Genomic DNA, 19,218 nt, shown 5'->3' with positions numbered 1-19,218 from the left:
CGTCACTCGGCCCGGATGCCGCCGCGTTGCGCGACCAGCGTCCACTTCTTCGTCTCGGCCGCGAGGAAGCTGCGGAACTCGGCCGGCGGCGTGAGCGTGATGTGCGCGCCCTGGTCCTCCATCTGCTTGAGCACGGCCGGGTCGGCCGCCACCTTCTTCAGGTCCTGGTTGATCTGCGCGACGATCGGCGCGGGCAGGCCGGCCGGGCCGAACAGGCCGTACCAGCTCAGCGACTCCACGCTGTCGAGGCCAGCCTCCTTGAAGGTCATCGCATCGGGAAACAGCGCCATGCGCTGCGTGTCGGCCACGCCGACCACGCGCAGCGCGCCCGAGCGCACATGGGGCAAGGCGGTCAGCACGCTGGTCACGCCCATCGGCAGGTGGCCGCCGATGATGTCGACCATGATCGGCGCGCCGCCCTTGTAGGGCACGCCGGTCGATTGCAGCTTGCCGGCCTGGCGGATCATCTCGCCGGTCAGCCGGGTCTGGCCCTCGGAGTAGCCCACGCCCAGCGGCTCCTTGCGCGCGGCCTCGATCACGTCGCGCAGCGTCTTGTAGGGGCCGTTGGCCTGCACCACCAGCACCGAGGGCGAGTTCGCGATGTTGGTGATCGGCGTGAAGGCCTTGTCGGTGTCGTAGGGCAGGCTCTTCATCAGCACCGGGTTGACCGCGTGCGAACCCACCACCAGCAGCAGCGTGTGGCCGTCGGCCGGCGCGCGCGCGACGAAGTTCGAGCCGATCACGCCGTTGGCGCCGGTGCGGTTGTCCACCACCACCGACTGGCCCCACAGCTCCGACAGGCGCTGCGCCATCAGCCGGCCCACGATGTCGGTGCCGCCGCCCGCCGAGTAGGGCACGACCAGGGTGACGGGCTTGGTCGGGAACTTGGCGGCCGGTGCCTGCGCCCAGGCACCGGTCGAGGCCAGGGCCGCCAGCGCGGCGAGCGCCGTGCGGCGGGTGGGATGCGCGGTGAAGGGGGTCGATGGGTTCGTCATGTCTTGGCTGTCTCCGGGGATGTGTTGTTGGATGAATTCTTCTTCTCGCGCTGGCGCCGCAGCCAGGCGATCGCGCGGCCGCCGAGCGGGCGCTGCAACCGCTCCTGCGCGAAGTCGATCGCCTCGAGCAGGCCGTCGAGCGCGATGCCGGTGGCAAAACCGCTGCGCTCGGCCATCAGCACCAGGTCTTCGGTGGCGAGGTTGCCGGCGGCACCGGGCGCGAACGGGCAGCCGCCGATGCCGCCCACGCTGGCGTCGAAGCGCCGGATGCCGGCCTCGAGCGCGGCCCAGGCATTGGCGACCGCCATGCCGCGCGTGTCGTGCAGGTGGATCGCGAGCCGTTCGGGCGCGATGGCTTCGGCGAGCACGCGCATGCGTTGCTTCACCATGCCCGGCGAGGCCGAGCCGATGGTGTCGGCGATCACGATCTCGCCGGCGCCCGCGGCCTGCATGCGCTGCGCGAGGCGCAGCACCTCGGCCAGCGGCGTCTCGCCCTCGAACGGGCAGTCGAAGGCCACGGCCACGTAGGCGCGCGTGCGCAGGCCCAGCGCTTGCGCCGCGGCCAGCGTGCGTTCGCTGACCTCGGTCGCCTGCTCCAGGCCCATGTTGATGTTGCGCTGGTTCATGGTCTCGGTGGCCGAGAGCACGACCGCGATCTCGGCCGCGCCGGCCGCATGCGCGCGCTCCAGCCCCTTGAGGTTGGGCACCAGCACCGAGCAGCGCAGCTCGGGCAGCGCCGCGTGCACCACCGGCAGCAGCTCGGCCGCGTCGGCCATCTGCGGCACGGCCTTGGGCGACACGAAGCTGGTGGCCTCGATGCTGCACACGCCGGCGGCCGCGAGCAGTTGCACCAGGCGCAGCTTGTCGTTGGCGCCCAGGTGCACCGGCTGGTTCTGCAGGCCGTCGCGCGGCGCGACGTCGGTGATGTGGATGGCTTCCATCGGCATCTTCAGGCGATGGTGCCGGCCTGGCGCAGCGCGTCCAGCTTCGCGTCGGAATAGCCGACCCAGTCGCCGAGCACGCGGCGCGTGTGCTCGCCGAGCGCGGGCGGGCTGCCGTAGGCCTTCGGCGCGGCGGCCGAGAGCTTGATCGGGTTGCCCGGCATGCGCACGGTCTCGCCGGTGTGCAGCGGCACCTCGACCACCATGTCGCGCGCGAGAACCTGCGTGTCGCTCAGCGCCTGCGCGAAGTCGTTGACCGGCCCGCACGGAATGCGCGCCTGGCGCAGCCGCTCGAGCCAGTGCGCGGTCGGCTGCTTGCGCAGTTCGCCGGCGATCAGCGCGTCGATCTCGGCCTTGGCCGCGAAGCGCACCGGCTGCTGCCGGTAGGCCGGGTCGCGCAGCTCCGGCAGGTCGATGAACTCGACGAAGCGCTCGAAGAAGGGGTCTCCGATGCAGGCGATGATGATGTGGCCGTCGGCCGTGGGGTAGCTGTTGTAGGGCACGTGCACGAAGTGGCCGTTGCCGATGCCCGCGGGCACGTGGCCCGACATCAGGTGCATGGTCGCCATGTAGTTGAGCAGCGAGATCTGCGCGTCGAGCATCGAGATGTCGACGTGCTGGCCGCGCCCGGTGCGCTCGCGCTCGGCCAGCGCCGCCAGCACGCCCATCGCGCCGAACATGCCGCCGCCGAGGTCGCCGATCGGGATGCCGCTGCGCGTGGGGCCGCTCTCGGGCGTGCCGGTGATCGACATGCCGCCGCCCATCGCCTGCACCACCTGGTCGAAGGCCGGGCGCTGCGTCTCGGGGCCGGTCTGGCCGAAGCCCGTGACCGAGCAGGTCACGATGCGCGGGTTGACCTGCGACAGCGATTCGAAGTCGATGCCCAGGCGCTGCGTGACGCCGACGCTGAAGTTGTCGAACACCACGTCGGCCCGGCGCACCAGGTCGAGGAACACGGCCTTGCCCTCGGGGCTCTTGAGGTCCACGCAGACGCTCTCCTTGTTGCGGTTCAGCGTGAGGTAGTAGGCGCCCATGCCGCCGCGCGCGTAGTCGGGATCGTTCTCCAGCAGGCGTCGGGTCCCTTCGCCGCTGCCGGGCGGCTCGACCTTGATGGTGCGCGCGCCGAGGTCGGCCAGCAGCATGGTGCCGTAGGGGCCCGACAGCATGTGCGTCAGGTCGAGCACCGTGATGTGTTCGAGTGCCAAGTCGTGTGTCTCCTGAAAGACCTTCGTGTTGCACGGCATGTGCCAGTGCGCGGGCCTGGAGGCAAGTCGTTGATGTGAAAGGATATTTTTCAGGAGACTCGGGTTTTTACTGTGTCTTGTGCGACATGGATGAAACGCTTGGCATGTTTCAATGCAACGCATGATGGAACGCCCACTCCCCGCCGACCCGGCCTCGCCCGCGCGCCGCGGCCTGCCGCGCCTGTGCTTCCTGAGCTACCGCCAGATCCGCGAATTCGCGCTGCCCGTGGTGGCCGAGTACGTCGGCCGCGCCGAGATCGAGGTGGTCGACGGCACCTTCGGCGACGCGCTCGCGATCGCGCGCGACCGCCTCGAGCGTGGCCTGGTCGATGCCTTCGTGAGCGCGGGCTCGAACGCGAGCATCCTGCGCGCCGGTCTCGAGGCGCCGGTGGCCACCATCCAGCTCGGCGGCTTCGACCTGATGCAGGCGCTGATCAAGGCGCGGCGCATCGCCAAGCGCGTGGGCGTGGTGATGTACGGCCAGACCATTCCCGAGCTCGACGAGGTCAAGGACCTGCTCAACATCGAGGTCAGCCAGTACGCCTACCGCACGCCCGACGACGCGCGTCAGCGCTTCGAGTCACTGCGCCGCGAGGGCTTCGACGTGATCGTGGGCTCGAGCCTGGTGGTCGAGCTGGCGCAGCAGGCGGGGCTGCACGGCCTGCTGGCCTATTCGCTCGCGAGCATCCGCAAGGGCTTCGAGGATGCGATGGAGCTCGCGCGCGTGGCGCGGCTCGAGGCCGGGCGCTACGAGCAGCTCAATGGCGTGCTGCACAACCTGCAGGAGGCGGTGCTCGCGGTCGACCGCGACAACCGCATCATCGCGGTCAATCCGCCGATGCAGCTGCTGCTGGGCCATGCGCCCGCGCGCCTGCTCGGTCGCTCGCTCGAGGTGATGCAGCCCGAGCTGTCGCTGCGGGCCACGCTCGACCAGGGCCTGGAGGAGCGTGCCCTCGTGCAGCGCTTCGCGCAGCGCGACTGGGTGGTCAACCGCACGCCGATCCGCGAGCACGGCGAGATCGTCGGCGCCGCGCTCACGCTCTACGACGCGCGCGCGATCCAGGAAGCCGACACCAGCCTGCGCATGCAGCACGGCCGCCGCCAGAGCGCGGCGCGGCACCGCTTCGCGAGCCTGGTGGGCCACAGCCCGGCGTTCGCGCGCGCCGTGCAGACCGCGCAGCGCTTCGCGCGCAACGATCTCACGGTGCTGATCGCCGGCGAGAGCGGCGTGGGCAAGGAGCTGTTCGCGCAGTCGATCCACAACGAGAGCACGCGCGCGGGCCGCCCCTTCGTGGCGGTGAACTGCGCGGCCTTTCCCGAGGCGCTGCTCGAGAGCGAGCTGTTCGGCTACGAGGAGGGCGCCTTCACCGGTTCGCGCCGCGGCGGCAAGCGCGGCCTGTTCGAGACCGCGCACACCGGCACCCTGTTCCTCGACGAGATCGGCGACATGCCGCTGCACCTGCAGACGCGCCTCTTGCGCGTGCTGCAGGAGCGCGAGATCACGCGGCTGGGCGCGACCGCGCCGATCCCCGTCGACGTGCGCGTGATCGCCGCCACGCATCAGCCGCTGCAGCAGATGATCGCCGAGCGGCGTTTTCGCCAGGACCTCTACTACCGCATCAACACGCTGCGCCTGGTGCTGCCGTCGCTGCGAGAACGTCGCGAGGACGTCGCGCTGCTGGCGCAGGTGCTGGTGGAGCGCTGCCTGCAGCGGCAGGGCCATGGCGTGCTCGATGCGCGGCGTGCGCTGGCGCCGCTGATGCCGCGCCTGCTGGCCTACGGCTGGCCCGGCAACGTGCGCGAACTCGAGAACGTGGGCGAGCGCATCGCCGTGTTCCTCATGCAGTTCGAGCGCATCGAGGAGATTCGCTGGGAGGAGTTGCGGCACGAATGCCCGGAGCTGTTCGCGGACGAGAGCGCCGCGCCGGTCGAGCTGAGCGGCGTGCCCGCGAAGTCGCAGTGGCGCGAACTGCTGGCCGCGAACGGCGGCAACCGGCAGCAGACCGCGCGGCAGCTGGGCGTGAGCCGGTCGACGTTGTGGCGGTGGGTGCGGGAGATGGAGGGCGCGACCGACGATCCGCCCGCGTAGAACGCGGGCGGCGATCGATCACTTGTTCGGCGCCGCCGCAGGCCCCGCCGGCAGCGCCGCGATGCCGTCCGCCTTCACGTACGTCAGCGTCGTCACATAGCTCACGCTGTCGAACTTCTCGGGGGCCCCGTTGGCACCGGGCCGCTCGCCGGCCACGGCGTCGCTGACGCTGACCTCGGCCACGTAGGTGCCCTGCCACGGCAGGTCGAACTTCACCAGGCCCTGTTCGTCGGTGTGGCCTTCCTTGGTCCAGCCCGATTGCGTGACCAGCGCGACCTTGGTCTTGGCCTTGGGCTGGCCCTTGAAGAACAGCTTGAACTCGCCGGCATTGCCCTCGGGCACGAGGTCGAGCACCAGCTTCGGCTGCAGCGGCGCGAAGCCGGTGACCAGGCGCGCGGCCGGGTGGTAGCGGCCGACGGTCTGCTTGTCGCCCTGCTTGCGGTTGAACAGCGGATAGCCCGCGTCCTCGGCCACGATGCTCTCGCCGGCCGCGGCGCCGAAGGGCAGCGCGAAGCCGCTGGCGGTCTTCTGCGCGTCGACGCTCTGCTCGCCCTTGGCCGACACCAGGGTGGCGGTGGGCTTGCCGAACTTGTCGAGCAGGCCCGGCGAGACCTCGCGCAGGTTCTCGCCGAATTCGCCGAAGCGCACGACGGCGGTCTTCTCGCCGGCCGGCTGCTCGATCCAGATCTGGTGCGCCTGCGCGGCACCGGCGAAGCCCAGCAGGGCGAAGGCGGCGGTGGCGATGGCGTTGATGCGGTTCATGCGTAGAGCTCCTTGGTTCAGGTTCAGAAATCGACGGTGGCCGACAGCATCAGCGTGCGCGGCGCGCCCACGGTGACGTAGGTGCTGGTCACCCAGTAGTTCTTGTCGAACACGTTCTCGAGGTTGGCGCGGAAGGTCACGGGCTTGCCGCCCATCTTCGTGGCGTAGCGCGCGCCGATGTCGAGTCGCGTCCAGCCCGGCACGCGCAGGATGTTGGCGGCGTCGGCATACACGGAAGACGTGTGGATCACGCGGCCGTTCAGGCTCAGGCCCGCCACCCACGGCGTGTCCCAGTCCAGGCCCAGGTTGAAGGTGCGGTCGGGCACGCCGGGCGGCGTCCTTGCCCTGGTTGGTGCCGCCCGCGGTGCGCGTGAGCTTGGCGTCGTTGAAGGCCGCGCTGGCCATCACGCGCAGGCCCTGCTGGAGCTCGCCGTAGGCCGTAAGCTCGAGGCCGCGGTTGCGCTGCTCGCCGCCGAAGCTGTAGACCAGCGTGGCCGGGTCGGTGAGGGCATTGGGCCGCGTGATCTGGTAGACGGCGGCCTGCGTCGTGAGGCGGCCCCAGTCGACCTTCACGCCGGCTTCGTACTGCTTCGACTTCTGCGGCGCGAAGGTCTCGCCGACGTTGGCCGTGCCCGGGCCCGCCGTGCCGCCGCGCGTGAGGCCGGCCGTGTAGTTGGCATACACCGAGACGTTCTGCACCGGCTTGAACACCAGGCCCACCAGCGGCGAGGTCGCGCTGGCCTTGTAGCGGCTGGTCGACGCGCCCGAGGTCTGCGAGAAGTTCTCTTGCTCGATGGTCTGGTCGCGCAGGCCCAGCGTCGCGAGGAAGCGGCCGTCGGCGAAGGACATCGTGTCGGCCAGCACCACGCTCGACTGCTTGAGATCGGCCGACTTCACCGCCGGCGTGCGCGGCGTGGTCACCGGCGGCAGCGCAGACGGAAAGTAAAGGCTCGACGGATTCGTGGTGCGCGAGGTCGCATAGAAGAAGCCCGACTCCTGGTCGAGCAGGTTCACGCCGAGCGCCACCGTGTGGCCCACGCTGCCGGTCTTGAACTTCGTGCGCACGCCGGCGTCGGCCGCGGTGGTCTTGCTGTAGAAGTCGTAGTAGGCGTTCGAGACGTTGAAGTTGCCCAGCGAATTGGGCCGGCCGCTCGGGAACACCTGCCGGTAGTCGAGGTCGGTGTAGCCCACGCTGCCGTAGACCATCGTGCTGTCGCTGATGTCGTACTCGACGCGCGAGATGGCGGTCTTGACGTTGTCGTTGAGCTCGGTGCCCGGGTAGAAGTTCAGGCGCGCCGACGGCGGTTCGGGGATGCGCGTGATGCCGGCCGCGAAGCTGGTCTGCGGGCGGAACTCGCGCGTCTCGCCCTTGCTCGCGAAGGCGTCGAGCGACCAGCGCAGGCGCGTGCCGAGGTAGTCGAGGCCCAGCGAGCCGAGGCCGAGCTTCTGCTTGCCGTTGTCGATGTTGCCTTCGCCGTTGCGGAACACGCCGTTGACGCGCACGCCCCACTGGTTCTCGTCGCCGAAGCGGCGGCCCACGTCGAGGTGCGTGCCGAGCTGGCCCTTGCTCATGTAGGTGGTGGTCAGGCGCGTGAGCGGCGCGTCGGCCGCGCGCTTGGTCACCACGTTGATGCTGCCGCCCACGCTGCCGCTGGGGCCGACGCCGTTGGCCAGCGCGCCCGGGCCCTTGAGCACCTCGACGCGCTCGATCATCTCGAGCGGCACGCGCGTGGTGGGCGTGAGGCCGAACAGGCCGTTGAGGCCGATGTCGGCGTTGGGCACGGTGAAGCCGCGGATCTGGAAGTCGTCGCCGAAGCCGCCGCGCGAGGTCAGCGGGCGCACCGAGGCGTCGTTCATCACCACGTCGGCCACGCTCAGCGCCTGCTGGTTCTGGATCAGCTCGGCCGTGTAGTTGGTGGTGCTGAAGGGCACGTTCATCAGGTCGGTGATGCCCAGGATGCCGAGGCTGCCACCGCGCGCGAACTGGCCGCCGGCATAGGTCTTCTGCAGGCCGCCGATGGCTTCGGCTTCACCGGAGACGACGACTTCGCCGAGCTGGCCCGTCGCGGGCGCGGTCGGGGCCTGGGCCGCGGCGCTCGCGGCGGCGAAAGCGAGGCAGGCGACCAGGCAATGGCGCGCCAGGGGACGGAGGGAAGAGGGAGGAAGAGAGGAAGCGGTGCGGGGACGGGGAAGCGGCGGACGAGGGCATCGGTCAGGAATCGGCGAGAAAAGGCAGGCACCGGCGAGCCGGTGCGGGGGCGGGGCGAGGTCGGAAACGGGACGGCACGACGCGGGTGGGCCAGCGTGGCCGGGCTCTGGCGAGCTTGTTATGAATGAAAACGATTCTCATCATAGATTGGGGTCGCTGCAAACCTTCCTATGCCTTTTGACCTTTGTGGACAAATGTGTCCTGAAGACCACAGCCGCCCGCGGCCCGCCGCCGCGGCGCGAAGCCTCGCGCGGCGACGCGCCGATACTGTGGGCCGATGCCTCCCATCCCCGCGCCCCCGCCGCTCCCGCTGCTTCGTCGACGCAGCTGTCTGATGCTGGCCGCGGCCGCCCTGATGAGCGCCTGCACCGCGCCGCCGCCGAGGTTCCAGGGCAGCTTCCTGCAGCCCTGGAAAAGCCACGAATCGCTCTCCCTCGACGAATGGCGGCGCCGGCTGCGCATCACGCGCGCACTCGGCTGCGACGAGATCGTGTTGCAGTGGAGCGCCCTGTACGGCGGCGCGTTCGACTGGGCGCCGCCCGACGGCCTGCTCGCCATGCTGTTCGAGGAGGCCGCGCGCGAAGGCATGGGCATCCGCATGGGCCTGCCCTACGACGAAGGCTGGTGGAAGGCCATGGGCTCGAAGGACCCGGCGGTGCTGCAGTCGCTGCTGGCCACCGCGCGGGATCGCTGCCTGCGGTTCATGGAGTCGTCCCTGTGGCCCAAGCGGCAGGGCTTTCGTGGCTGGTACCTGCCTTACGAGATCGACCAGTACAACTGGGCAACGGGCGAGCGGCGGCAGCAACTGGTGGACTGGCTCGACGGCATCGCAACCGTCGCTCGCCGCACCGGCGGCCAGCCGCTCGCGGTGTCGACCTTCTTCAGCCGGCTGCCGACCGAGGGCTCGCTCGCGGAACTCTGGTCGCAGATCCTCGACCGCGTGCCGCTGCGGCCCATGTTGCAGGACGGCGTGGGCGTGGCCGGCATGGACAACCTCGCGGGGCTCGAGCCGCTGCGCGCGATGTTGCGGCGGCGTGGCGTGGCCTTCGATCTGGTGGTCGAACTGTTCGAGCAGTTGCCTGCGGCGCCGGGGGGCGAGGAGGGTTTCAAGGCGCGTGCCGCGACGCCCGAGCGCGTGCGACGGCAAATGGAGATCGCGCGCGGCTATGGCGCTGAGCGCGTGATTGCGTTCGCGATCGATCCGTGGGTGCTCGATGACGCGCCCGAGGCGAAGCGGCTGCGCGAGGATTGGGGCGTTGCGCCCTGACCCCGGTGCCTAGTACGACAACGTCAGATTCAAGAACACCCCCTTCGCCCGCCCCGCCACCCCTCCCAGCGTGGTCCGGTACCTGCAAGCTCGCATCCACATGCGAGCGCTGCGCGTTGTAGCGGTCCTCGTTGAACCAGTAGCGCAGGTTGATGCCCACGCCCGCGCCGGCCGACCAGCTCGATCCGCGGTCGGCCAGGGCCACGCTGTCGAAGCCCGCGATCGGCACGCCGCTGGCGCGGTTGCGGTTGGAGAACCAGTCCGCGGCGAGCGTGACGTGGGGGAAGAACACGAGGCGGTCGTTGTAGTCGGTGACGAAGCTGCGCCCGATGCGCACCTCGCCGGCGGCGAAACCCTGGCCGCGCTTGAGGCGGCCGCTGCCGTCGGCGAGCACGTTGCCGGCGGTGTCGCGCACGGTGTAGGCGGCCGGCATGTCGAGCAGGGTGTAGCCGGCCTGCAGGTAGCCTTCCATGGTGAACCAGCTGCGCGTGTCCACCCGCAGGCCGGTGCCTTCGTAGAAGCCGTAGAGCAGGTAGGCCTGCCAGCCGCCCGAGCCGGTATCGGCGCGGTAGTCGAGGGCCGCGGAGCGGTTGTTGAGCTGGCAGCGCAGGCTCGCGGGCGCGGGATCGATGGCGCCGGAACGCGTGGCGCTGCCCAGCATGAACTGCCGCTCGAGGCCGAAGGTGAGGCCGGTCGCGGTGTCGGGCGTGTAGCGCACGCCGAGGGCGGCGCTGGTCGACGGCAGGCCGGCGATGCCGCGGGTGCGCTGCTCGGGCGTGACGCCGACGCCGCCGCAGGGGTTCGGCATGAGCTGCGCGGCGGTCACGTCGGTGCCGGCGTGCAGCGTGGTCGAGAAGCGGCCGTAGACGTCGAAGATGCTGCGGTTGGTGTTGAGGATGCCGCCCGGGCGCCAGAACACCTCGGTGGTGTTGAAGCTCGCGTTGCCGGGCACGGCCACCGGCTGGCCGGGCAGTCCGAAGGAGGCGGCATGCGCGCCGCGGTAGCCGACGGTGCTGTTCACGCCCCATTCGCGCGAATAGCTGGCGATGGTGCCGCGCAGGTCGTGGAGCTGCTGGCGGTCGAGCGAGAGCCAGCCCACGTCCTCGTCGTCGACGGCCTGGCGCAGCGTGGCGGCCGCGCCGGCGCGGTCGCCGGTGCCGGCGGCCGCCTGCGCCTCGTCGAGCAGGTTGCTGCGCGGGGCCTGGCCGGTGTGGCGGGCCGCGACGAAATCCTGCAGCGCGAGCGCCGGGTCCTTGTTCGCGATGTGCAGGTAGCCGCGCTGGCGCAACAGGGTGGCGTCGGCGGGTTGCGCGGCGATCGCGGTGTCGAGCCGCTGCAGCGCCTGCTGGCGCTCCGCGGTCGTGCCAGCGGCGAGCGTGGTGGTCAGCAGCTTCTGGCGCGATGCGTCGTCGGGCCGTTCGGCCGCGGCCTGCTTCGCCAGCGCGATGGCCTCGGGATAGCGCTTCTGCGCATAGGCCGCGTAGGCGCGCGTGGCGGCATCGCCGGCCTTCGGCGTGTCCCAGGGCGCGAGCGCGCAGGCCGGGCCCTCGGGCGTGTCGTCGCAGAGTTTCACGGGCGCGTAGGCGGTGACCGGCGGCGTGGCGGGCGAGCCCCAACCGCTCGAGGCGTCCTCGGCCCGCTGGCGGCGCGAGCGCACCTGCGCGTCGTCGGGCGGCAGCGGCGCGAGCAGCGTGCGCGCGCGTTCGCCGTCGCGCGCGGCCAGCGCGAGGTCGGCGCCGATCAGGCGCGCGTCGCGGCGCTGTGCCTCGTCGACCTGCGCATCGGCGACCACGGCATCGACATCCTGTTGCGCTTCGCCGCCGCGCGACAGCTGCTGGCGCAGGTAGGCGCGCTGCAGCCGCAATGCCGCGCCGTCGTCCTGCGCTGCCATGGCCTCGGTGGTTGCCTGTTCGGCGCCTTCGATGTCGGGCACGGCCTGCAGCGCATCGATCAGCAACTGGCGGTGGCTCGCGACATCGGGCGCGATGCGCACCGCCTCGCGGGCCTCGTCGACGGCCGCGCGCGGCTGCTGGCGCGACAGGGCGTCGTAGGCCTTCTGCGCATGCTGCAGCGCGATCGAGCGACTGGCCTGCCGCACGCGCGCCGCGATCTCGGCGGCATTCGGCGCGCCCAGTTCCAGCGCGGTGGCTGCCGCCTGCGCGAGTTCGTCGGAGCGCTGCTGCCGCGCGAGCGCGTCGAGCCACAGCAGCACCCAGGGGCCCTGGCTCGGATCGGCGCGCACCGCTTGTTCGGCCGACTTCGCCGCCTCGGCATCGCGGCCCTCGGCGTAGTCGCGGTAGGCCTGCGCCGCGAGCGGGAAGCCCGCGCGGTAGGCGTCGGTGCCGGGCGTGCCGTCGGCGGGCGTCGCGCGCAGGTTCGCCAGTGCCGTGCGCAGCGCCGCATTGCCATGGCCCTGGTCGATGGCGCGCTCGGCCGCGCGCGCGGCCTCGTCGTTGCGCCCCAGCTTCTGCAGCGCATACACGCGCAGCAGGTGCACGCGTTGTGCCGCGGGTTGCAGGCGCAAGGCGGCATCGGCGCGCGCGAGCGCGGTCTCGAAGTCGCCGCGGCCATAGGCCTTGAAGGCCTGGTCGGCCAGTTGCCAGGCGCGACCGTGCGACGAGCGCTTGCGCGGCGCGGCGCGTGTCGGCACCGGCGTGGCGCGGGGCGTGGAGGCGGTCGATGTCGAAGTCGATGGCGAAGGCGCGGCCGGCAGCGAATGCACGGCGGCGAACGCGGGCACCGCGGGCCAGGCCGCGGCCAGCGCGACCGCCAGCAGCGTGCGGTTGTCGAGCCCCTTCATGCCGGCACTCCCTGCGGCGCGAGCGGCGCCAGCACCGAATCGCCGCGCTGGAACGAGATCGCCTCCTCGAGCGTGCCCGCGTCGAGCCAGCCCTGCTCGAGCAGGATGCTGCCGAGCTTGCGGCCCGTGCCGCGCTGGAGCGTGAGCGCGTCGTCGAGCTGCGCCTCGTCGATCGCGCGCCACGACAGCAGCACCTCGCCCAGCCGCTGGCGCTGCTGCACCAGCTGGTCGGCCGAGGGGAAGTCGTGCATGGTCTTGTCCCACACCAGCCGCTTGCCGAACAGCTTGTGCGAGAGGAACAGCTTCCATGCGCGCGCCGCGGCCATGGCGTTGATGAAGTTGCCGATCACCATGCGCGGTATCGACAGCAGCCCGTGCTCCCAGCCATAGAGCGCCGACACGAAATGGAAGCGCTGAGCGAAGCGCAGCAGCAGCGCCACGGCATTGAGCTCCATCACCGTCATCAGCCAGCCGCCCGACTGGAAGATCGACGGGTAGTAGACGGTCCACCAGCCCATGGCGTCGGCGAAGAAGAAGACCAGGAAATTGAGCATCAGCAGGTAGCCGAGGATGGCCACGAAGGCGGTGAACAGGCCCTTGCGGTCGCGGAACAGCAGGTACTTGGTGGCGAGCGAGCCGGCCCAGCCCATCTGTTCCCAGCCCTGCAGGCCGATGCCCAGGGTCCAGCGCGCCTTCTGGCGGTAGGCGGTGCGGAAGGTGTCGGGGAAGTACTCGCGCACGCCCAGCGGCATGCGCAGCGAGCCGACCTTCTCGCTGCCCGCGCCGAACCAGGAGGTGCGCCGCGTCACGTATTCGACGTCGAACTTGCCGAAGATCTGCTTCATGCCGAGCCGGCCCAGCCGCGCGCCGATGTCGTAGTCCTCGGTCAGGCTGGCGGTGTTGAAGGGCTGGTTGTCGAGTTCCGCGGCCAGCGTCTGCAGCGCGCGGTGCGAGAAGCAGGTGCCGACGCCGGCCGAGGGCACCATGCGCGACAGGCTCTCGCGCACCACGAGGTCCTTGCTGTGCCACTCGGCGAACTCGTCCATGTAGGTGCCGGCCACCAGCTCGAACCAGTGGCGCTCGAGCGAGGTCACGGGCAGCTGGATGAAATCCATCCGCGGCAGCAGGTAGTTGAAGTACTTGAGTTCGAGCGGATGCAGCACGTCCTCGCTGTCGTGCAGCACGACGCCCGCGAAGGGCTCGCCCATGGTGCGCTCGTGCTGGAACAGCGCCTGCACCACCCAGTTGAGGCAGTCGGCCTTGCAGGTCGGGCCGTCGTGCGGCACCTCCACGCGCACCAGTTGGCGGTAGCGCCGGCGCATGCGTTCCACCTCGGCGATGGTGCGCGCGTCGTTGCGGTAGGTGCCGACGAAGATGGCGTAGTTCTTGTACTCGAGCGTCGACACCATGTTGGCGAGCATCGGCGCGATCACGTCGTACTCGAGCCAGGCCGGCACCATGATGGCCATCGGCTGTTCGCGCGCCGCGCGCAGCTGCACGGCGGTCAGGCGCCGGTAGCGGCGGCGCACGGTCAGCGAGCGGTAGATCTCGCGCACCCAGTACCAGGCATCGACGAACAGGTCGTCGATGCTCGACAGCAGGATCACCACGCCGACGAACGCGGTCACGATCTCCAGACCGCGGTAGTAGTCGGCCAGCAGGAAGGGTCCGTAGAGCTCGAACATGCGGCTTCGGTCGGGTCCTTACTGCTGCGACTTGCGCGCGTGGCGGCGCCGTGCGCGCCAGGCCAGCAGGATCAGCAGCAGCAGCGCGAACACGGCCACGCCGATCACCGGCATGCCCCAGGCGGCGTACGAGCGCCATTCGAAGAACGCGCCTTCGCCGCCGCGCCGCGCGCTCTCGTCCGCGGGGTTGCCGCTGTCGAGCCAGCTCACCGGGCCTTCGGCGCCGAGCATCGCGATGTCGCCGCGGTTCAGCACGAAGGGCTTGGCCGGCACCACGGGGCGCGCGCCGATCGGCTGCCACTGCATGCCGTCCTGGCCGTGCGCGCGGCTGACCTCGATGGCGCTGAGCTGCGAGAGGTCGTCGAGCGCGAGCCACGGCGCCTTGCGGCCGTGGATGCGCAGGCTGGCGTCCTTGACCTCGACTTTCGAGGCGGCGCCGTCGACCGCCACCTGCAGCGCGAGGAAGGGCTTGCTCGGCGAGAAGGCGCCGGACTGGGTCACCACCAGCTCGGAGCGCACCGGCGTCACGCCGGCGGCCACGGCCATGCGCACCAGGCGCGCGAGGCTCGCGGGCGCGTCGGCCAGCCAGGCCTGCGGCACGGCGACCTGCGGGTTGCCCGACATCAGCGGCAGCAGGCCGACGAAGCTGCCGTCGGGCCGCGCGTCGCCCGCGCGCACGAAGCTGGTGGGCAGCACGTTGACCGGGAAGCCCTGCGGCATCTCCTGGCAGTCGTTCGAATAGGGCTGGCGCTGGAAGGACACGCGCACCACGTTGCTCAGGCCGAGCGCATAGCCGGGAATGCGCGCATCGAGGCGCTCGGGGCGGCCGTCGGCCTCCAGGCGCTTGGCCGCGAGCAGCACGTCGTTCCAGAATACCGAGGCCACGGGACGCGTCGACGAGGCGCCGGGCGCGGCCGCCACGTCGATCACCAGCTCGGAAGGCATGCGGCCATTGGCCGCGACCACGCCCAGCGGCAGGGTGGCGGTCCACTCGCCGCGCGACACCACGTCGAAGCCGGCTTCGCTGCCGCCGAGGCTGTTGAGGCGGATCGCCGAGCGTTCGCTCGCATCGGGCGCGTCGGCCGTGCGCACGCCGGCCTGACGCGACACCAGCAGGTTGCGCCAGGTCTCGGCGAAGACGCCGGCCGCCTGCGCGCCCGCGTTCTCGGGCACCACGATCACCGGATGCGCGCCGAGCGTGGCGAGGCGCACCTGGCCGGCGCTGGCGGCATCCGCGGCGAGCGCGGTCTGCTGCTCGCGCCACAGCGCGAAGGCGCGCAGCGCGTCGGCGTCGCCCGCGAACTGCACGGCCAGCGCCTCGAGCGCCTTGGCGATCTGCTGGCGCAGCGCCGTGTCGGCCACCAGCAGGTCGCCGCTGGCCGCGGTGGCGCCGAGCACCAGCAGCGCACCGACCTCGGCCTCGTTCTTGAGTTCGTAGCGTGCATTGCCGCCGGCGAGACCGGCGAAGGCCGGCAGCGCGGCCAGCCCCGCGGGCACCTGCCAGCCCGAGGTGTCGACGACGTCGCCGGCCACCGGGAAGGCCTGGATCTGCACGCGGCGGTTGGCCTGCTCGAGCGCGACGCCGAGGCGCCAGGCGCTGTCGTAGCTGGTCTTCGAGAGATTGCGCGAAGCCACCAGCAGCACCGGGCGCGCGGGCAGCGTGGCCCAGGCGTCGGCGAGGCTGGTCAGCGCGCCGCTGTTGAAGCGGTAGTTGAAGCGCGTCTCGGGCGAGATCGCGAGCACGTTGCCGGTCGAGCGCTCGAGTTCGCAGACGCGGCGCGCCACGTTGTTCGACCACTGCACGCCGAGGCGCACGAAGTTCGCGCTGCGCGCGACGCCGGTGTCGACCTTGAGGCTCTGGCTCGCGTCGCCCTCGGTCGCGTCGATGCGGCGCGCCTGCACCGGCCGGCCATTGACCGTCAGCAGCATCGAGGTGCTGCCGCCCTCGGCCTTGTGATAGCGGCCGCTGAAATCGATGCTGGCCTCGGCCAGCGCGAGGCCGCGCGGCACCGGCAGGTAGAACTCCTGGCGGCTGTCGAAGCCGTTGAGCAGCACGGTGTCGCCGATGCCCAGGTCCGACAGCGCGAAGCTGCGGTTGACCCAGGTCTCGCCCTGCAGGCGCTGCAGCGCGTCGCTCGCGGGGCTGGCGTGCGCGAGGAAGGAGGCGCCCAGGGCGCTCAGGGCGAGCACGGCCGTGGGAACGATGGGGGCGATCCGTCGTGAGAACAGAGAAGGCATGGAGAGACTCGGCAGGAAGACTTCGAAAACTTGAAAAACGAGGGGCGGCGGTCCGTGCTCAGGGCACGAACTCGGCGGTGTGCCGTTCGCACAGCACGTCCACGATGCGCTGGCTCGCGCGTGCGTCGCCGTAGGGATTGCCGCGGCGGCAGAACTCGGCGTGCACCGCGGGGTCGTCGAGCAGGCGGCGCGCCTCGCCGACGATGCGTTCGCTCGAGGTGCCCACCAACCGCACGGTGCCGGCGGCCACCGCCTCGGGGCGCTCGGTCACGTCGCGCATCACCAGCACCGGCTTGCCCAGCGAGGGCGCCTCTTCCTGCACCCCGCCCGAGTCGGTCAGGATCAGGTAGGCGCGCTGCATGAACCAGACGAAGTCGAGGTAGGCCAGCGGCGCGATCAGGTGCACGTTGGGCAGGCCCGACAGCTGGGCCTTCACCACGTCGTGCACGTTGGGGTTCAGGTGCACCGGGTAGACGATCTGCACGTCGTCGCGCTGTGCCAGTTCGCGCAGCGCGGCGCAGATGTTGCGAAAGCCCTCGCCGAAGTTTTCGCGGCGGTGGCCGGTGACCAGCACCAGCCGGCGCCTGGCATCGACCCAGCCGTGGCGCTTCGCGAGCGTGGCGGCCAGCGGGCGGTCGGACTCGAGCCGCTCGACCGTGGCCGCGAGCGCGTCGATCACCGTGTTGCCCGTGACCCAGATGCGCCCCGGCGGCTTCTCGGCGAGCAGCGCGTCGCGCGAGGAGGGCGTGGGCGCGAACATCCAGCTGCTGACCGAATCGACGAAGCGGCGGTTGAGTTCCTCGGGAAAGGGCGAGCGGATGTCGCCGCTGCGCAGGCCGGCTTCGACGTGGCCGACCGGAATGCGGCGATGGAAGGCGGCCATGGCGCAGGCCGCGGCGGTGGTGGTGTCGCCGTGAACCAGCACGCAGTCGGGCTGCTCGGCCTCGAGCACCGCGTCGGCGCCCGCGATCAGGCGGCCGTAGAGCCCGTTGAGCGACTGGTTGGGCCGCATCACGTCGAGGTCGTGGTCGGCCTCGAGGTCGAACAGGGACATCACCTGGGTCAGCATCTCGCGGTGCTGGCCGGTCACGCACACGGTGCTGCGCACGCGGGGCTCGCGGCGCAGGGCGGTGACGAGGGGGGGCCATCTTGATGGCCTCGGGACGGGTCCCGAAGATCGACAGTACGTGCATTTCGAGGAATCAGTGGCTGGCGCCGACGCACAGCCTCCCCGCGTGTGGACGCAAGGCGGCGGCAAGCCGGACACGAACAAATGAATAAAGGGGTACTCGCGTACCCCCTCAGGGCGGGACCGGTCTGCGCCGTCTGACCCTCGAAGCCGACAGTGTAACTAAAGATTTAACAAATCATCAACAACTGAAAACGGAAGTGTCTACTTTTTGGCACTTCGGGCCGCCGCGTCGGCGGCCCGCCCGCTCAGCCCGCGCGCCGCGCCACGTCCACCACCGCGGCCGCGAAGGCCTGCGGCGCTTCCTGCGGCAGGTTGTGGCCGATGCCGCCGTCGACCTGCCGGTGCTCGTAGAAGCCCGAGAACTTCTTCGCGTAGCTGGCGGGCTCGGGGTGCGGCGCGCCGTTGGCATCGCCTTCGAGCGTGATGGTCGGCACGCTGATCACGGGCGCCTTGGCGAGCCGGTCCTCGAGCGGCTGGTACCTGGCCTCGCCCTCGGCCAGGCCGAGGCGCCAGCGGTAGTTGTGGACCACGATCGCGACATGGTCGGGGTTGTCGAAGGCGCGCGCGCTGCGTTCGAAGGTCGCGGCATCGAAGTTCCACTTGGGCGAGGCCAGCTGCCAGATCAGCTTCGAGAACGCGTTGCGGTTCTTGTCGTAGCCCAGGCGGCCACGCTCGGTCGCGAAGTAGTACTGGTACCACCACTGGAACTCGGCCTCGGGCGGCAGCGGATTCTTGCCGGCCTCCTGGCTGCCGATCAGGTAGCCGCTGACCGACACCAGCGCCTTCACGCGCTCGGGCTGCAGCGCCGCCATGATGCAGGCCGTGCGCGCGCCCCAGTCGCAGCCCGCGACCGTGGCGCTGCGGATCTGCAGCGCATCCATCAGCGCGAAGATGTCGGCCGCCACCACCGACTGCTGGCCGTTGCGCGGCGTGTCGGCCGAGAGGAAGCGCGTGGCGCCGTAGCCGCGCAGGTAGGGCACGATCACGCGGAAGCCCGCGGCCGCGAGCAGCGGCGCGACGTCGACGAACATGTGGATGTCGTAGGGCCAGCCATGCAGCAGGAGCACCGGCGCGCCGTTGGCCGGGCCGGCCTCGAAGTAGGCGACGTTGAGCACGCCCGCATCGATGTGCTTGAGCGGCTCGAGGCGCCGCGGCGTGCCGCCGGCGGACGGCGCGTTCGACTGCGCGAACGCGGGAACGACTGCCGCGAACTGGGTCGCGGCGAGGCCGATGGCGGCCTTGGCGAGGAACGAGCGGCGCTCGAGCGGGGAGGAAAGCGTCATGGGAACTCCTTGCGAATGGTGGTGGATGGCATCGGGCCGGTGTCGTTCGCGCTGCCTGGCGATCGATGGCGCGGATGTTCATTCGCGGGAGTGGCCGGGGGCCGGGGCTGCGTATCGCTGTGTATCCGGGGTGGGTTCGCAGACAGTAGATTTCGTTTTTCGCGAGGGATGTGCCGAGCGGATGTGCCTCACGCGTCCCGCCTGCCGACCCACCCACCCACGCGGGCGGCTCCTACGCGACGCGGCCGCGCCGTCCATAGACTCCTTTCCAGTCATTGAAAACCTGGACAACGAGAGGACCATCCGAATGAGCTTCGAGGAAAGAATCGACCTGTGGGAACACGCTTTCATCTGCCGTGCGGAACCCGACGGCAGCGGCCGCTACCTGGCGCGGCTCGACTACTGCGGGCGGCCCCGCCTTCATCGCCGATGAACTGCCCGCGGACGACCTCGGGCATGGCAGCGCCGAGGAGGCGCTGCGGCAGGCCCAGCTGCAGGCCATGCGATGGGTGC

The 19,218-nt window shown here is 70.8% G+C and carries 10 protein-coding genes and 3 pseudogenes; 3 read left to right on the top strand and 10 right to left on the bottom strand.

The features are described 5' to 3' along the window. Positions 1–2: 2 nt before the first annotated feature. The 3 genes from ACHMXE_RS01410 to ACHMXE_RS01400 are packed head-to-tail and all read right to left on the bottom strand — an operon-like array spanning position 3 to position 3,141. Entirely contained in the window at positions 3–995 is a 993-nt protein-coding gene (locus ACHMXE_RS01410; RefSeq protein WP_395346419.1) for a tripartite tricarboxylate transporter substrate binding protein, read from the bottom strand. Then, a complete protein-coding gene (locus tag ACHMXE_RS01405; protein ID WP_395346418.1) occupies positions 992–1,936 on the bottom strand; it encodes a hydroxymethylglutaryl-CoA lyase in 945 nt (314 codons plus the stop codon). The genes ACHMXE_RS01410 and ACHMXE_RS01405 overlap by 4 nt, the downstream gene beginning before the upstream one ends. An 8-nt stretch (positions 1,937–1,944) precedes the next feature. Continuing rightward, on the bottom strand, positions 1,945–3,141 hold the full coding sequence (locus ACHMXE_RS01400; protein ID WP_395346417.1) for a CaiB/BaiF CoA transferase family protein: 1,197 nt from the start codon (positions 3,139–3,141) through the stop codon (positions 1,945–1,947). Between the two features lie 163 nt (positions 3,142–3,304). On the opposite strand from ACHMXE_RS01400, the gene prpR reads away from it, so the two are divergent. Continuing rightward, complete coding sequence (gene prpR, locus ACHMXE_RS01395; protein ID WP_395346415.1) at positions 3,305–5,269, top strand: propionate catabolism operon regulatory protein PrpR; 1,965 nt, start codon at positions 3,305–3,307, stop codon at positions 5,267–5,269. A 785-nt stretch (positions 5,270–6,054) separates the two neighbouring features. Here prpR and ACHMXE_RS01390 read toward each other — a convergent pair. Continuing rightward, entirely contained in the window at positions 6,055–6,357 is a 303-nt protein-coding gene (locus ACHMXE_RS01390) for a TonB-dependent receptor domain-containing protein (RefSeq protein ID WP_395347393.1), read from the bottom strand. 61 nt (positions 6,358–6,418) lie between these two features. Then, positions 6,419–7,969 (bottom strand): annotated as a pseudogene (locus ACHMXE_RS01385) (TonB-dependent receptor); the annotation flags it as partial. 605 nt (positions 7,970–8,574) lie between these two features. Between ACHMXE_RS01385 and ACHMXE_RS01380 the strand changes: the two are divergent. Continuing rightward, a complete protein-coding gene (locus ACHMXE_RS01380) occupies positions 8,575–9,507 on the top strand; it encodes a DUF4434 domain-containing protein (RefSeq protein ID WP_395346414.1) in 933 nt (310 codons plus the stop codon). 142 nt (positions 9,508–9,649) lie between these two features. Here the strand turns inward: ACHMXE_RS01380 and ACHMXE_RS01375 are convergent. The 5 genes and pseudogenes from ACHMXE_RS01375 to ACHMXE_RS01355 form a co-directional block, all read right to left on the bottom strand. Further along, positions 9,650–9,940, bottom strand: a pseudogene (locus ACHMXE_RS01375) (hypothetical protein); the annotation flags it as partial. Between the two features lie 2,363 nt (positions 9,941–12,303). After that, a complete protein-coding gene (locus tag ACHMXE_RS01370) occupies positions 12,304–13,992 on the bottom strand; it encodes a glycosyl transferase family protein (RefSeq protein ID WP_395346413.1) in 1,689 nt (562 codons plus the stop codon). Between the two features lie 18 nt (positions 13,993–14,010). Next, positions 14,011–16,230, bottom strand: a complete 2,220-nt coding sequence (locus ACHMXE_RS01365) for a cellulose biosynthesis cyclic di-GMP-binding regulatory protein BcsB (protein ID WP_395346412.1) — start codon at positions 16,228–16,230, stop codon at positions 14,011–14,013. Positions 16,231–16,288: 58 nt separating this feature from the next. After that, positions 16,289–17,423 (bottom strand): annotated as a pseudogene (gene wecB / locus ACHMXE_RS01360) (non-hydrolyzing UDP-N-acetylglucosamine 2-epimerase). Between the two features lie 244 nt (positions 17,424–17,667). Continuing rightward, a complete protein-coding gene (locus tag ACHMXE_RS01355; protein ID WP_395346411.1) occupies positions 17,668–18,705 on the bottom strand; it encodes an alpha/beta fold hydrolase in 1,038 nt (345 codons plus the stop codon). Positions 18,706–19,012: 307 nt separating this feature from the next. On the opposite strand from ACHMXE_RS01355, the gene ACHMXE_RS01350 reads away from it, so the two are divergent. After that, the gene (locus tag ACHMXE_RS01350) at positions 19,013–19,138 is read left to right on the top strand and encodes a hypothetical protein (protein WP_395346409.1); all 126 of its coding nucleotides are present in this window, start codon (positions 19,013–19,015) and stop codon (positions 19,136–19,138) included. Positions 19,139–19,218: the final 80 nt, after the last annotated feature.

Origin of the sequence: Variovorax sp. UC122_21 (assembly GCF_044056785.1) — a bacterium.
Taxonomy (GTDB): Bacteria; Pseudomonadota; Gammaproteobacteria; order Burkholderiales; family Burkholderiaceae_C; genus Variovorax.
Note: the sequence above shows the minus strand (reverse complement) of the source record. Positions and strands in the feature narration are given on the sequence as shown.